Annotated in this window: 12 protein-coding genes and 1 pseudogene; 2 read left to right on the top strand and 11 right to left on the bottom strand. The window is 72.2% G+C overall.

The window, feature by feature from the left end:
• Nucleotides 1-377 precede the first annotated feature (377 nt).
• From H958_RS0116570 to H958_RS37925, 8 genes and pseudogenes are all read right to left on the bottom strand, one after another.
• Complete coding sequence (locus H958_RS0116570; RefSeq protein WP_028059486.1) at nt 378-1,313, bottom strand: NADP-dependent oxidoreductase; 936 nt, start codon at nt 1,311-1,313, stop codon at nt 378-380.
• Nucleotides 1,314-1,402: 89 nt separating this feature from the next.
• Nucleotides 1,403-1,873, bottom strand: coding sequence for a 30S ribosomal protein S7 (gene rpsG, locus H958_RS0116565; protein ID WP_028059485.1), 471 nt, complete (start codon nt 1,871-1,873; stop codon nt 1,403-1,405).
• A complete protein-coding gene (gene rpsL, locus H958_RS48235) occupies nt 1,873-2,268 on the bottom strand; it encodes a 30S ribosomal protein S12 (protein WP_028059562.1) in 396 nt (131 codons plus the stop codon). Before rpsL ends, rpsG begins: the two co-directional genes overlap by 1 nt.
• 165 nt (nt 2,269-2,433) lie before the next feature.
• Nucleotides 2,434-3,108: pseudogene (locus tag H958_RS48230) on the bottom strand (ATP-binding cassette domain-containing protein); the annotation flags it as partial.
• Nucleotides 3,105-3,539 (bottom strand): MerR family transcriptional regulator, encoded by a 435-nt coding sequence (locus tag H958_RS43520; RefSeq protein WP_051324381.1) that lies wholly within the window; start codon nt 3,537-3,539, stop codon nt 3,105-3,107. The gene H958_RS43520 and the pseudogene H958_RS48230, both read right to left, overlap by 4 nt.
• Nucleotides 3,536-4,996: an MFS transporter gene (locus H958_RS0116545; protein WP_081685955.1), complete on the bottom strand. Its 1,461-nt coding sequence runs from the start codon at nt 4,994-4,996 to the stop codon at nt 3,536-3,538. The genes H958_RS43520 and H958_RS0116545 overlap by 4 nt, the downstream gene beginning before the upstream one ends.
• Before the next feature lie 66 nt (nt 4,997-5,062).
• The gene (gene glpK, locus H958_RS0116540) at nt 5,063-6,541 is read right to left on the bottom strand and encodes a glycerol kinase GlpK (RefSeq protein WP_028059483.1); all 1,479 of its coding nucleotides are present in this window, start codon (nt 6,539-6,541) and stop codon (nt 5,063-5,065) included.
• A gap of 13 nt (nt 6,542-6,554) precedes the next feature.
• Nucleotides 6,555-7,445: an MIP/aquaporin family protein gene (locus tag H958_RS37925; protein ID WP_037410360.1), complete on the bottom strand. Its 891-nt coding sequence runs from the start codon at nt 7,443-7,445 to the stop codon at nt 6,555-6,557.
• 43 nt (nt 7,446-7,488) lie between these two features.
• On the opposite strand from H958_RS37925, the gene H958_RS0116530 reads away from it, so the two are divergent.
• Together H958_RS0116530 and H958_RS0116525 are read left to right on the top strand one after the other, a co-directional pair.
• Nucleotides 7,489-9,180: a glycerol-3-phosphate dehydrogenase/oxidase gene (locus H958_RS0116530; RefSeq protein ID WP_028059482.1), complete on the top strand. Its 1,692-nt coding sequence runs from the start codon at nt 7,489-7,491 to the stop codon at nt 9,178-9,180.
• A 6-nt stretch (nt 9,181-9,186) separates the two neighbouring features.
• Nucleotides 9,187-9,948: a methyltransferase domain-containing protein gene (locus H958_RS0116525; RefSeq protein WP_028059481.1), complete on the top strand. Its 762-nt coding sequence runs from the start codon at nt 9,187-9,189 to the stop codon at nt 9,946-9,948.
• Between the two features lie 11 nt (nt 9,949-9,959).
• Here the strand turns inward: H958_RS0116525 and H958_RS0116520 are convergent, their stop codons facing one another.
• From H958_RS0116520 to H958_RS0116510, 3 genes are read right to left on the bottom strand one after another with little or no spacing between them, the layout of a single operon-like run.
• The gene (locus H958_RS0116520; protein WP_196807392.1) at nt 9,960-11,438 is read right to left on the bottom strand and encodes a phytoene desaturase family protein; all 1,479 of its coding nucleotides are present in this window, start codon (nt 11,436-11,438) and stop codon (nt 9,960-9,962) included.
• Nucleotides 11,435-12,565, bottom strand: a complete 1,131-nt coding sequence (gene ald, locus H958_RS0116515) for an alanine dehydrogenase (RefSeq protein ID WP_028059479.1) — start codon at nt 12,563-12,565, stop codon at nt 11,435-11,437. Before ald ends, H958_RS0116520 begins: the two co-directional genes overlap by 4 nt.
• Entirely contained in the window at nt 12,562-14,217 is a 1,656-nt protein-coding gene (locus H958_RS0116510; protein ID WP_028059478.1) for a PucR family transcriptional regulator, read from the bottom strand. Before H958_RS0116510 ends, ald begins: the two co-directional genes overlap by 4 nt.
• Nucleotides 14,218-14,242: the final 25 nt, after the last annotated feature.

Below are 14,242 nucleotides of genomic sequence, written 5' to 3'. Positions count from 1 at the left end.
AGCGATGACCGCGTCGTGGTGCTCTACGACGGCGAGGGACCCCGTTGCGCCCGATTGCGCGGGCGAGCGTCAACGGCCACGAGTGACGGGGAGGCAGGGGCGAGCCCGTGCGCAAACGATCACGGCGTGCGAGGGGGTGCGCGACGTTCCTTCGAACGATTCGAAGGTTTGCAGGTCACCCCCGGGTACCACCGCGCGCGACGATCGATCGCGATCGAGGAGCCGGCCTCACGGTGACCGGGCGCGATCGGACTCACGCCCTTACCGTGCAGTTGACGTTCGCCGGGACACACGGGCCGCCGGACGAGACCGCGCCGACGGCGGCGGCGGCGCGCGCGAGCACACGCGCCTGCCGATCGACGCGGCGCCCGCCGCCCTCAGAGCGTGAGGACCAGCTTGCCGCGCACGTGGCCGCCCTCGAGGACCTCCATCGCCTCGGCCGCGGCCTCCAGCGGCCAGGTCTGCTGGATGTGCGGCGCCAGGCCGCCCTCGGCGATCAGCGGCGTGATGTGCTCGCCGAGGTCGTAGCCGCTGGGACGCACGAACTCGTAGCGGGTCTCGACGCCCGCGCGCGGCTCGGGCGGCGTGCGGATCGAGACCAGCCTGCCGCCCTTTCGCATGACCGAGAAGGCCTGCTCCTGGCTCTCGCCGCCGTAGGCGTCGAACGCGGCGTCCGCGCCCGCGCCCCCTGTCCACTCACGCCAGCGCTCCAGCAGGTCCGGGTCGTGGTAGTCGAACGGCTCGGCGCCGAGCTCGCGCAGGAATGCGTGGTTGGCCGGTGAGGCGGTGGCCGCGACGCGCGCGCCGCGGGCGACGCCGAGCTGCACCACCATGTGGCCGACGCCGCCGGCGCCGCCGGTGACGAACAGGTACTCGCCGCCGCGCAGGCCGACGATCTCCAGGCCCTGGTGCGCGGTCAGCCCCGCGAGCGGGAGCGCCGCCGCCTGCTCGAACGTGAGGTCCTCGGGCATGTGCGCGAGGTAGCCCTCGGGCACGGTGGTGAAGTCCGCGAAGGTGCCGTACTCGAGCTCGTGCCGGCGGCAGTAGCCGTAGGCGCGGTCGCCCGGCTTGAACCACGTGACGGCGGCGCCGACCGCCTCCACCACGCCGGCCGCGTCCCACCCGAGGATGACGGGGAAGTGGTGCGGGAACGCGTTCGCCATCCGCCCTTCGCGGATCCCGACGTCGACCGGGTTCAGCGCCGCCGCCTTGACGCGCAGCAGGACGCCGTCCGGCGCCAGCGGGGGCGGGTCGAGCTCCATCAGCTCGAGCTTGTCCCTGCCGCCCCACTCGTTGACCGCGATGGCCCGCATCGTGCCTCGATTATCCGCGGGGAACGGTCCGGAAACGCAAAGCGCCGCCCGAGGGGCGGCGCGTGCACGGCGATGGCGCGCGGTCGGCGCTACCAGCGATAGTGGGCGAAGGCCTTGTTGGCCTGCGCCATGCGGAAGATGTCGTCCTTGCGCTTGTACGCGCCGCCCTGCTGGGACTGCGCGTCCAGCAGCTCGTTGGCGAGCCGCTGCGCCATCGTCTTCTCGCGCCGGTTACGCGCGAACTCGACCAGCCAGCGGACGGCGAGCGTGCGGGCGCGGCGGGCCGGCACCTCGACGGGCACCTGGTAGGTGGCGCCGCCGACGCGGCGGGAGCGGACCTCGAGGACCGGCGTAAGCGACTTGATCGACGTCTCGAGCGCCTCCACGGCATCCTTTCCCGTGCGCTCGGAGAGGATCGCCAGCGCGTCATAGACGATCGCCTCGGCGGTCGACTTCTTGCCGTCCAGCATCACCTTGTTGATGACCTGCTGGACGAGCTTGGAGCGGTGGACGGGATCCGGCTCGATCGGCCGGATGGTGGCGGCAGCTCTACGCGGCATTACTTGGCCTTGACTCCGTACTGGGAACGGGCCTTCTTGCGATCCGAGACGCCGGCGGCATCCAGGGTGCCGCGGACGACCTTGTAGCGCACGCCCGGAAGGTCCTTGACGCGGCCACCGCGCACGAGCACGACCGAGTGCTCCTGCAGGTTGTGGCCCTCGCCGGGGATGTACACCGTGACCTCCATCGAGTTCGTCAGCCGCACGCGGGCCACCTTGCGCAGAGCCGAGTTCGGCTTCTTGGGCGTGGTGGTGTAGACGCGCGTGCACACGCCGCGGCGCTGCGGAGCGGCAACCTTCTTCTTGCGGCCCTTGCCGGACTTGAGGCCCGGAGTGGCCAGCTTCTTCGTCTTCGGGTTGCGGCCCTTGCGGACCAGCTGGGACGTCGTCGGCATACGGCGCGAGATGCTAGCAGCGCTTAGAGGATCGCCTTCGGATACGCGCGCGTCGCCGCCGCGGCGAGGACGATGAGCCAGCCGAGCGTGACCAGGAGGTCGACGCCCGGGTGCCCGCCGCCGAGCAGGAAGCCGCGCAGGCCCTCCGACCTCGTAGGTCAGCGGGTTCACGCGCGCGATCACGTGCAGCCAGCCCGGCATGACCGACAGCGGGTAGAGCGCGCTGGAGGCGAAGAACAGCGGCATCATCACGAGCTGGCCGATGCCCATGAAGCGCTCGCGCTCCTCGACGAGCGAGGCGATGTCATCGACAGGCAGCCACACGAGCGTGCGCGCCGTCGGGTCCAGGCCGACGGTCGGCTCGTCGAGGAAGAGCACCTGCGGGCGGTTGAGCAGCGCGGTGGCGATCTCCAGCCGCCGCAGCATCCCGCCGGAGAACGTCTTGGCGAGCCGGTCGAGCATCGGCTCCAGCCCCATCGCCTCGACGGCGGCGGCGATGCGGGCGCGCCGCTCGCGCCGCGGCACGCCGGTGACGTGGGCGTAGAACTCGAGGTTCTCCTTCGCCGTCAGCGCGCCGTCGGCCGACAGCGCCTGCGGCACGTAGCCGATCGAGGCGCGCACGTAGAGGCTCTGGGTGCCGACGTCGTAGCCGGCGACGCGCGCGCTGCCGGCGGTCGGCGCCAGCAGCGTCGTGAGGACCCGCAGCGTCGTCGTCTTGCCCGCGCCGTTGGGGCCGAGGAGCCCGAACACCTCGGCGGGCGCGACTGAGAGCGAGACGCCGTCGACGGCGGTCAGCGCCCCGAAGCGGACGACGAGGCCCTCGGCCTCGACGGCGTTCACGGCGCCACCTCCTTCAGGCGGTCGCGGCGGACGAGCAGCTCGGCCTCGTACTCCTCGACGTCACGCTTGTGACGGCGCACGTGCTCGAGCAGCGACTCCACGTGCGCGGTGGCGTCCGCGAGCATGCGGCGGCGCTCGTCCGGGTCGTCGGTCACGGCCCACGCGTGCCGGCGGGCGGTGCGGGCGTCCTCGCCGGCCATCACCTCGCGCAGCTCGTCGAGCGACAGGCCGAGCAGGGACTTCAGCCGCAGCAGCTCGCGCAGGCGCGCGAGCGTGTCCTCGCCGTAGGTGCGGTGCTCGCCCGCGCCGCGCTCCTTCTCCGCCGCGAGCAGTCCCAGCTCCTCGTAGTAGCGGACCGTGCGCGGCGTCGTGCCGGCGAGCCGGGCGAGCTCGCCGATCCGCAGCGGGCGGGACTCGACCGGCGCGCTCATGTTTCCTTCGGACGCATCAGCGAGACGACCGCGCCTGCCATCGACGTCGCCGCGAGCACCCACAGTGCGGTGTGCATGTTGGAGACGAACGGGTCCAGCGCCTTGTCCGACAGGCCGGTCGCGACGCCGGAGAAGATCGCGAACAGCGTGTCCTTCGGCACCGCGGACGTGACGATCGCGAGCACGAACGCGATCGAGACGACGGCGCCCGTGTTCTGCAGCATCGTGCGCGCGCCCGCGGCGATCCCGCGCCGGAACGTGGGAACGGTGCCCATCATGGCCGCCGTGTTCGGGCTGTTGAACATGCCCGAGCCGACGCCGACGACGAACAGCCAGACGGCGGACCAGACGTACGGCGTGTTGACGCCGAGCGTCGTCATCCCGGCCAGAGCGAGGCCGCCGACGACCATCCCGAGCGCGGCGAGCGTGCGCGAGCCGCGGCGGTCGGCCCAGATGCCGGCGAGCGGGGAGGCGATCAGCATGCCGACCGCCATCGGCGCGAGCTCGATGCCCGCCTTGATCGGGTCGTCGCCCTTGACGCCCTGGAAGTAGAAGACGAACAGGAACATCAGCGCGAAGCGCGACAGGCCGTTGATGAACGCGGCGGCGGTCGCGGCGGCGAACAGGCGGTTCTCGAAGATCGAGAGGTCCAGCATCGGCGCCCGGTGGTGGCGCTCGATCACGACGAAGATCGGCAGCAGCACGACGCCGACCGCCAGGCCGGCGATCGTCATCGTGTCGCTCCAGCCATCCAGCCCGCCGCGCGAGAGCCCGTACACGAGCCCCGTCAGCCCCGCCACGAACACCGTCACGCCGGGCATGTCGAACCCGCGGATGCGGTCCGGCCTGGCCAGCTCGCGCAGGATCGACCCCGCCCACAGGGAGCCGATCAGCGCCACCGGCACGTTGAACCAGAACACCCAGTGCCACGAGATCGACACCAGCGCGCCGCCGAGAACCGGGCCGATCACCAGGCCGACCGCGGCGACCATCGTGTTCGTGCCCATCGCCAGCCCGAGCTGCTCGCGCGGGAACGCGTCGGTCACCACCGCCGCCGAGTTGGCGAACAGGAACGCGCCGCCGATGCCCTGCAGGATGCGCCACAGGATCAGCACCGTCCCGTCGGGCGAGAAGCCGGCGCCGAGCGACGCGAGGCCGAAGAGCACGAAGCCGCCGACGTAGGCCTGCTTGCGCCCGAACAGGTCGCTCAGCCGGCCCGCGAACAGGACGAGCACGGTCGAGGAGATCATGTAGCTGAGGATCACCCAGACGAGCGAGAGGATGCTCGTGTGCAGCTCACGCGCCAGATCCGGCAGCGCGATGATCAGCGTTCCCGAGTTGATCGTGGCGAGCAGCATGCCGAGGCTCGTGCACGACAGCGCCCACCACTTGTAGTGCGCGTGCCCCGCTTCGACGCCGAGGCGGCGACGCGGGGCCGCGGTTTGTTCGACGGCCATGGAATCGGATTCTAACGTCAGCGTCAGGTTCTCGATGAGAGCGGCCCGACGCCGCGCCTGACCGCGCTACAGCCAGCCGAGCGACCGCTCGACCGCCTTCTTCCAGCGGGCGTACTCGCGCTCGCGCACGTCCTCGTCCATGTTCGGCTCCCAGCGCTTGTCCTCCGACCAGCGCTCGCGGAGCTCGTCCTGGTTCTCCCAGAAGCCGACCGCGAGGCCCGCCGCGTAGGCGGCGCCGAGCGCGGTCGTCTCGGTGATCTCGGGCCGGATGACCGGCACGCCGAGCACGTCGGCCTGGAACTGCATCAGCAGCTCGTTGCCGGTCATGCCGCCGTCGACGCGCAGGTCGGTGAACGGGACGTCGGCCACCGCGTTGGCGGCGTCGACGACCTCGCGGCTCTGCCACGCCGTCGCCTCCAGCGCAGCGCGCGCGATGTGCCCGCGGCCGGCGTACGCGGTCAGGCCGATGAGCACGCCGCGCGCGTCGTCGCGCCAGTGCGGCGCGAACAGGCCGGAGAACGCCGGGACGAAGTAGACGCCGCCGTTGTCGTCGACGGTGCGCGCGAGCTCCTCCACCTCGGGCGCCGTGCCGATGATCTGCAGCCGGTCGCGCAGCCATTGGATGAGCGCGCCGGTGACCGCGATCGAGCCCTCGAGCACGTACGTGGCCTTGCCGTCGCCGAGCTTGTAGCCCACGCTGGTGAGCAGCGCGCCGGAGTGCACGACCTCCGCGCCGGTGTTGACGAGCAGGAAGCTGCCCGTGCCGTAGGTGTTCTTGGCGTCGCCGCGGTCGAAGCACGTCTGCCCGAACAGGGCGGCCTGCTGGTCGCCGAGCACGCCGGCCACCGGGCGCCCGCCGATCGCGGTCCCGCTCGCCTCGCCGTACGGCTCGCTCGAAGAGCGGATCTCCGGCAGCATCGAGCGCGGGATGCCCATCAGCTCGAGCGCCGGCTCGTGCCAGTCGAGCGTCTCGAGGTCCATCAGCAGCGTGCGGCTCGCGTTGGTCACGTCGGTCAGGTGCTGGCCCGTGAGGTTCCACAGCAGCCAGCTGTCGATCGTCCCGAACGCCAGCTCTCCCGCCTCCGCGCGCTCCCGCGTCCCCTCGACATTGTCGAGGATCCACTTGACCTTGGGCCCGGCGAAGTAGGTCGACAGCGGCAGGCCGACGCGCTCGCGCAGGCGATCGACGCCCCCGTCGCCGGCCAGCTCGCGCACGATCTCGTCGGTGCGCGTGTCCTGCCAGACGATCGCGTTGTAGACCGGATCGCCGGTCTCGCGATCCCAGACGACCGTCGTCTCGCGCTGGTTGGTGATGCCGATCGCCGCGAGGTCGCCGGCCTCCAGGTTCGAGTTGGCGAGCGCGCCGCCGATGACCTCGCGCGTGCGCGTCCAGATCTCGTTCGCGTCGTGCTCGACCCAGCCCGCCCTCGGGTTGATCTGCTCGTGCTCGCGCTGGTCGGACGTGACGATCCGGCCGTCGCGGTCGAACACCATGAAGCGCGTGCTCGTGGTCCCCTGGTCGATGGCGCCGATGTAGTCGGCCAACGTGCTCTCCCCCTCAGTCGACGGCGGTGCGGCCCTTCTCGGCGACGTCCACCTCCGGCGTCACGCCACGGGCCTGCAGGACGTTGCGGATCAGACCGTCATACAGCAGTGCGCCGATCGCCGCGCCGAGCATGGGCCCGATGATCGGTATCCAGAAGTAGGTGTTGACGTTCCCGTAGTCGCCGGGCATCGCGATCTTCTTCCAGCCCTCCAGCCAGGCGAGCATGCGCGGGCCGAAGTCGCGCGCCGGGTTGATCGCGTAGCCGGCGTTGGCGCCGTAGGAGATGCCGATCGCCACGACGATGAACCCGACGATCAGCGGCGCAAGGTTGGACTTCACCGGCTGGTTGTACTCGTCGGTGACCGCGAAGATGAACATGACCAGGAAGCCGGTACCGATCACCTGGTCGGCGAACGGGCCGAACCACGAGTCGAAGTAGCCCGCCGGGAAGGTGGCGAAGATGCTGAATGTCGGTACCGAGTCCGGCGTTCCGCGGACGATCTTCTGCGCGTGCTCGAAGCCGGCGATCGCGTAGCGGTAGTTGAAGTACACCAGCGCGGCGCCGGCGAACGCGCCAAGCACCTGCGCGGCCCAGTAGGACGGGACCTTGCGCCACTCGAATCCGCGCCGCAGCGCCAGCGCCAGCGTGACCGCAGGATTCAGGTGCGCCCCGCTGACGCCGCCTGCGACGTAGACCGCGAAGCAGACCGCGAAGCCCCAGCCCCACGCGATCAGCAGCCAGTCGCCGGCCGACGCGAGGCCAGTCGAGCCGCGTCCCGATTGATTGAGCGCAGCGACCGTCATCGCCACCACCCCGTCGCCGAACGCGATGATGATCGAGGTTCCGAGGAACTCCGAGACGAGCTCCCCCCAGGTCGTCCGCTGCCAAGCCCAGCGTCTCATGGCCATGCTCATACCCGGTTCGACGCGGGTACTCTCCACTGACATGACGGATCCGTCGCGTCTAGGTCTTCAGCAGCGCACCGCCGCTCTGGAGCGCATGGCGTCCGAGGTCTTCGACGTGGTCGTCATCGGCGCCGGCGCGACGGGCTCGGGAAGCGCGCTGGACGCCGTCACGCGCGGGCTCTCGACGGCGCTCGTGGAGGCGCGCGACTTCGCGGCCGGCACGTCGAGCCGCTCCAGCAAGCTGATCCACGGCGGCCTGCGCTATCTCGAGCAGAAGGACTTCGCGCTCGTGCGCGAGGCGCTGCGCGAGCGCTCGCTGCTGCTCAACACGCTGGCGCCGCACCTCGTGCGCCCGGTGCCGTTCCTGTTTCCGCTTCACGAGCACTGGGAACGCGCCTACATCGGCGCCGGCATGATGCTCTACGACTCGCTCGGCGGCCACCAGGGCCTGCCGCGCCACCGCCACCTCACCAAGCGCGGAGCGCTCCGGCTCGCGCCCGCGCTCAAGCCGGACGTGCTGGTGGGAGCGATCCAGTACTACGACGGGAAGGTCGACGACGCGCGCCACACGCTCACCGTCGCGCGGACGGCGGCCAACTACGGCGCCGCGGTGGCGTCCGCCGCGCGCGTGGTCGGGTTCCTGCGCGAGGGCGCGCGCGTCGCCGGCGTGCGCGTGCGCGACGAGCAGTCCGGCGAGGAGATCGCGGTGCGGGCGCGCATGGTCGTCAACGCGACCGGCGTCTGGACCGACGACCTGCAGCACCTCGTCGGCGAGCGAGGGAAGTTCCAGGTCCGCGCCTCCAAGGGCATCCACCTCGTCGTCCCGCGCGACCGGATCCAGCTCGACACGGGGCTGATCCTGCGCACCGAGAAGAGCGTGCTGTTCGTGATCCCATGGGGGCGGCACTGGATCGTCGGCACGACCGACACCGATTGGAACCTCGACAAGGCGCATCCCGCGGCCAGCGCGCGCGACATCGGCTACGTGCTCGAGCACGTCAACGCGGTGCTCGAGCAGCCGCTGACGCGCGAGGACGTCGAGGGCGTCTACGCCGGGCTGCGGCCGCTGCTGACCGGCGAGTCCGAGAACACCAGCAAGCTGAGCCGCGAGCACACGGTCGCCGCCCCGGTGCCCGGTCTGGTCGCCGTCGCGGGCGGCAAGTACACGACCTACCGCGTGATGGCGCGTGACGCGATCGACGCCGTCGCGCGCGGGCTGGACCGCTCGGTGCCGCCGAGCGCGACGCACGTGACCGAGCTGGTCGGCGCGGAGGGCTTCCGCGCGCTGTGGAACGGGCGCGAGCGGCTCGCCGCCGCGAGCGGCCTGCACGTGGCGCGGATCGAGCACCTGCTGGGCCGCTTCGGCTCGCGCATCCACGACCTGCTGGAGCTCGTGGAGGCCGATCCGGAGCTCGGCCGTCCGCTCCCGGGCGCCGACGACTACCTCGCCGTCGAGGTCCGCTACGCCGCCTCGCACGAGGGAGCGCTGCACCTCGAGGACGTGCTCACCCGCCGCACGCGCATCTCGATCGAGACGTTCGACCGCGGGCTGGCCGCCGCGGAGCCGGCCGCCCGGCTGATGGCCGACGTGCTCGGCTGGAGCGAGGCCGACGTGGCCCGGGAGGTCGAGCGCTACCACGGCCGCGTCGCCGCCGAGCGGCGCTCGCAGGAGCAGGCCGACGACCGCGCGGCGGACCTCGAGCGCCTCGCGGCCCCCGACGTGCGCGCGTAGCCGCCGATGCGCTGGGACCCAGCGCAATACGGACGCTTCTCGGCCCAGCGCGGGCGCCCGTTCTTCGATCTCGTGACGCAGGTCGGCGCCGTCGCGCCGGCGACGGTCGTCGATCTCGGCTGCGGCCCCGGCGATCTCACGCTGACGCTCGTGGAGCGCTGGCCGCAGGCGGCGGTCCGCGGCATCGACGCGTCGCGGGAGATGATCGGCGCCGCGCCGGCCGGCACGCGCGTGGCGTTCTCCGTCGGCACGGCGGAGGAGTTCGACGCCACCGGGGTCGACGTCCTGATCAGCAACGCGACGCTGCAGTGGGTCCCGGATCACCGCCGGCTGCTGCCGCAGTGGGCGCGCCGGCTCAACCACGACGGCTGGCTCGCGTTCCAGGTCCCGTCGAACTTCGACGCGCCGTCGCACCGCCTGATGCGCGAGCTGGCCGCCTCCCCGCGCTGGCGCGAGCGGCTGCGCGGCGTACTGCGCGGCGCCGAGACCGTCGACAGGCCCGCGGACTACCTCGACCTGCTCACGCGCGAGGGGCTCGCGGTCGACGCATGGCAGACCGAGTACCAGCACGTGCTCCAGGGCCCGGATCCTGTGCTCGAATGGGTCCGCGGGACGGGGCTGCGCCCGGTCCTGGAGGTGCTCGGCGAAGACGAGGCCGCCGAGTTCAACGCCGAGTACGCCGCGCTCCTGCGCGCCGCGTACCCGGCGCGGCCCTACGGCACCGTGTTCGGATTCCTACGCACCTTCGTGGTCGCCCATAAGGCCTGACCGCGCCGCCGCTAGCTCGGGACGCGGTTGAGCACCGCCATCGCGGCGTTGTGCCCCGGGATGCCGGAGACGCCGCCACCGCGGCGGGCGCCCGCGCCGCAGAGGAGCACGTTCGGATGGGCGGTCTCGACGCCCCACGTCCCCACCTCGGCCTCGTCGTCCGTGAACGGCCAGGCGAGGTCGCGGTGGAAGATGTTCCCTCCGGGCATCCTCAGCTCGGCCTCGAGCTCGACCGGCGTGCGGGCCTCGATGCAGGGCTCGCCGGACGGCGAGATCCAGAGGCAGTCCTCGATCGGCTCGGCCAGCACGCTGTCGAGCGAGCGCAGGGTGGAGCCGATCGCCTCGGCCTTGGCCGCCTCCGGGTTCGCGCGGAACAGGCGCGCCGGCATGTGCAGCGAGAAGCAGGTCAGCGTCTGGGCGCCCGCCTGGCGCAGCTCGGGCCCGAGGATCGACGGGTCGGTCAGCGAGTGGCAGTAGATCTCGCACGGCGCGAGCTCGGGCACGCGCCCGGACTCGGCCTGCTCGTACGCCGCCGCCAGCTGCGCGTAGGACTCGTTGACGTGGAACGTGCCCGCGAACGCCTCGCGCGGGTCAACGGCCGCGTCGCGCAGCCGCGGCAGCCGTGACAGGAGGAAGTTCAGCTTCAGCTGCGCGCCCTCCGGCTCGGGCCGCGGCGGCGACTCGCCGAGCAGCCGGGCCAGCACCGCCGGCGCGACGTTTGCGAGCACGTGGTCGGCCTCGGCGAAGCCGCCGTCCCAGGTCACCAGCGCGCGCTCGCCGTCGGTCTCGATCCCCGTCACCTCGACGCCCGTGCGCTGCTCGGCGCCCGCGGCCCACGCGGTCGCGGCCAACGCATCGGTGACGGCGCCCATCCCGCCGACCGGCACGTCCCACATGCCCGTGCCGTTGCCGATCACGTGGTAGAGGAAGCAGCGGTTCTGCCGCAGCGTCGCCTCGTCCGCGCGGGCGAAGGTGCCGATCAGCCCGTCGGTGAGCACGATCCCGCGCTCGAGGTCGTCGTCGAACCACTGCTCGACCGTCTCGCCCAGCGGCCGCTCGATCAGCGCCTCCCACGCCTCGTCGTCGCCCACCCGCGCGCGCAGCTGCTCGCGCGAGAGCAGCGGCTCGGTGAGCGTCGGGAACACCGCCTGCCCGACGCGCGAGGTCATCGCGTAGAAGTCGCGCCAGCGCCGGTGCGGCGCGCTGTGGGAGTGCACGAGCAGGCCGCTGCCGTCCGGCCGCGGAGTGTAGGACGAGACGCTGCGGCGGCGCAGCTCGATCGGCAGCCCGAGCTCCTCGACGATCGCGTGCGGCAGCAGCGAGACCAGGTAGGAGTAGCGCGACAGGCGCGCGTCGACGCCCGCCCACGGGCGCTCGGACACGGCGGCGCCGCCGATGTGCTCGCGCCGCTCGAGCAGCAGCACGGATCGCCCGGCACGGGCGAGGTAGGCGGCGGCCACGAGCCCGTTGTGGCCGCCGCCGACGATCACGGCGTCGTAGGAGATGACAATGCCTCGAAGAGGTCGGCGTAGGGGAGGCCGGTCGCCTCGGCCACCGGCTGGTACGTGACCTTGCCGTCGACCACGTTGACGCCCTTCGCCAGGCCTGGGTTCTCGCGCGCGGCGGCCGCGACGCCCTTGTCGGCGACGTGCAGGACGTACGGCAGCGTGGCGTTGGTCAGCGCGCGCGTCGACGTGATCGGCACGGCGCCGGGCATGTTCGCGACGCAGTAGTGCGTGATGCCGTCGACCTCGTAGACCGGGTCGGTGTGCGTCGTCGGCCGCGAGGTCTCGAAGCAGCCGCCCTGGTCGATCGAGACGTCCACGAGCACGGCGTTGCGCTTCATCAACGACAGCTGCTCGCGCTTGATGACGTACGGTGCCTTGGCGCCGTGGACGAGCACGGCGCCGATCACGAGGTCGACCTCGGGCAGCCGCTGCTCGATGTCCAGCGTCGACGCGTAGCACGTGTCGGCGCGCCCGCTGAACGCGATGTCGAGCTCGCGAAGGCGGTCGATGTTGCGGTCGTAGACGTAGACGGTCGCCTCCATCCCGAGCGCGATGAAGGCCGCGTTCATGCCGACCACGCCGCCGCCGATGATCATCACCTTCGCGGCCGCCACGCCCGGCACGCCGCCGAGCAGGATCCCGCGGCCGCCGAGCGGCTTCTCGAGCATGAACGCGCCGGCCTGCGTCGCGATCTTGCCCGCGACCTCGCTCATCGGCGCCAGCAGCGGCAGGCGCCCGCGCGTGTCCTCGACGGTCTCGTAGGCGACGCACGTGGCGCCCGAGTCCACGAGCCCGCGCGTGAGCTCGGCGTCCGGCGCGAGGTGCAGGTAGGTGAAGAGCGTGTGGCGCGGCTGCAGCAGCGCCACCTCCGAGGGCTGGGGCTCCTTGACCTTGACGATCATGTCCGCCTCGGCGAACACCGCGTCGGAGTCGGGCAGGATGCTCGCGCCCTGCGACGTGTACTCCTCGTCGGCGATCGCGGAGCCATCGCCGGCGCCCGACTGGATCACGACCTCATGGCCGTGCTCGACCAGCTCGCGGACGCCCGCGGGCGTGAGTGCGACCCGGTACTCGTCCGTCTTGATCTCGGTTGGGACGCCGACCTTCACTGGAAGTTCCTCTCTGTAACGTCGCCCGAGGTCCGAACTTGAGAGGACGGAGGGCGAAATGGTTTTACAATCTCTCTGCCCCTGAGGGCGAGCCAGAAGTCGATGCGATCGCGTGCGGAGTCCAGGGAACGTCCCGTGAGCTCCTCGACGCGGCGGATGCGATACCGCAGCGTGTGACGGTGACAGTAGAGCGCCCGCGCCGCACGCTCCCATTGCCCGTTGCACTCTATGAAGGCTTCGAGCGAGCGCATCAGCTCGCCGCCGTACGTGCCTTCGGAATCCTCGATCGGTGCCAGGATGGAATCGCAGAAGAGCCGCAGCGCGTCGTCATCCTGGAGTGACAGCAGCAGCTGGAAGGAGCCGAGGTCGCGGTACGTGGCCAGTGCGCCGCGCCCGTCGACGTCGCCGTTGAGCGCGAGCTCGCGCGCCTCGAGCGCGCAGCGCGCCTCGTGGAACCCGCGGCGCAGCTCCGACGGCGCGACGCTGCGCCCGGCGCCGGCCGAGAGCTCGACGCCCGCTTCGCGCGAGACGCGGGCGCGCAGGCGCTCGGCCAGGTCGAACAGCTCGTCGTCGGCGCCCGCGGGCAGCAGCGCGCACAGGAAGCGCCCAGCCGGGGCGACGAGCCCGCCGCCCGCCTCCTCGCGCACGGCCCGCGCCAGCGCGTCCTCGACGGTCGAGCGGACGCTGCGCGGCGGGTCGATCACGAGCGCCCCGGCCCGCTCGTGCAGCCCGAACGGCTCGAGCCGCCGCGCCAGGTCGTGGCCGCCCAGCTCGCCCGCGACGAGCGCCGTCAGCACGTCGCCCGCGAGCCGGCGCTCGGTGTCGTCGGCGACGCGCCGGCGCAGCAGCTCCAGCGCGACGATCGTGACCGCCTGGTGCAGCGTCAGCCGGTCCAGCTCGGTCAGCGGGCCCGCGTCCTTGGCGGCGATCAGCCACGCCTCGGGCACCGGCCCTTCCCCGCCGCCCTCGCGGACGCCGGTGCGCGCCACCGGCAGCGCGAGCGCGCGCGGGAGCGCCTCCATCGAGGGCGCGTAGCCGCGCCGGGCGCCGGCGCGCGTGCGCTCGCGCAGCTCGGCGGCCAGCGCCTCCGTCACGCCGTCGGCGAGCGCCGTCCGGCCGGCGCGCCGCGCGAGCACGTGCCCGCGCGCGTCGAAGATCAGGGCGGGGCCGCCCACCATCGCCGCGAGCGCGCTCGCCACGCCGTCCAGGCCGCGCTCGGAGAGCACGATCCGCTCGAGCCGCTCGTGCGCGGAGAGCGCGCGCTGCAGCACGGCGTACTGCTCGTTGACCAGCTGCGTGAACGCCTTCTCGGTGATCGCGATGAACGGCAGGTGGTACGGCACCTCGAAGAGCGGGAACCCGTGCTCGGCGGCGGCCTCCTCGAGCGCCGGCGGCACGTGCTCGTGCGAGAAGCCGGCGCCGAAGCCGAGGCCGCTCAGGCCATGCGTGGAGAGCCGTGCGACGTACTCGCGCTGCTGATCGGCGTCGCCGAGCTGCAGGCCCGTCGTGAGCAGCAGCTCGCCGCCCGAGAGCCACGGCGTCGGGTCCGGGAGCTCGGAGATGTGCACCCAGCGCACGGCACGGCCGAGGCCGGTCTCTCCGGCGACGACCTTGACATCCAGCTCCCGCAGCAGTTCGCGCAGCAGCAGCACGTGGTGTGCCAGCCCCTCCGTTGCT

It is taken from the genome of Candidatus Solirubrobacter pratensis (assembly GCF_000425945.1).
Classification (GTDB): Bacteria; Actinomycetota; Thermoleophilia; order Solirubrobacterales; family Solirubrobacteraceae; genus Solirubrobacter; species Solirubrobacter pratensis.
This window is presented reverse-complemented; position numbering and strand designations above follow the sequence as displayed.

Bases quoted from the DNA above. Each gene is read 5' to 3' on its own strand.
- H958_RS0116570 (WP_028059486.1), bottom strand. From the start codon at position 1,313: ATGCGGGCCATCGCGGTCAACGAGTGGGGCGGCAGGGACAAGCTCGAG.
- rpsG (WP_028059485.1), bottom strand. From the start codon at position 1,873: ATGCCGCGTAGAGCTGCCGCCACCATCCGGCCGATCGAGCCGGATCCC.
- rpsL (WP_028059562.1), bottom strand. From the start codon at position 2,268: ATGCCGACGACGTCCCAGCTGGTCCGCAAGGGCCGCAACCCGAAGACG.
- H958_RS43520 (WP_051324381.1), bottom strand. From the start codon at position 3,539: ATGAGCGCGCCGGTCGAGTCCCGCCCGCTGCGGATCGGCGAGCTCGCC.
- H958_RS0116545 (WP_081685955.1), bottom strand. From the start codon at position 4,996: ATGGCCGTCGAACAAACCGCGGCCCCGCGTCGCCGCCTCGGCGTCGAA.
- H958_RS37925 (WP_037410360.1), bottom strand. From the start codon at position 7,445: ATGAGACGCTGGGCTTGGCAGCGGACGACCTGGGGGGAGCTCGTCTCG.
- H958_RS0116530 (WP_028059482.1), top strand. From the start codon at position 7,489: ATGACGGATCCGTCGCGTCTAGGTCTTCAGCAGCGCACCGCCGCTCTG.
- H958_RS0116525 (WP_028059481.1), top strand. From the start codon at position 9,187: ATGCGCTGGGACCCAGCGCAATACGGACGCTTCTCGGCCCAGCGCGGG.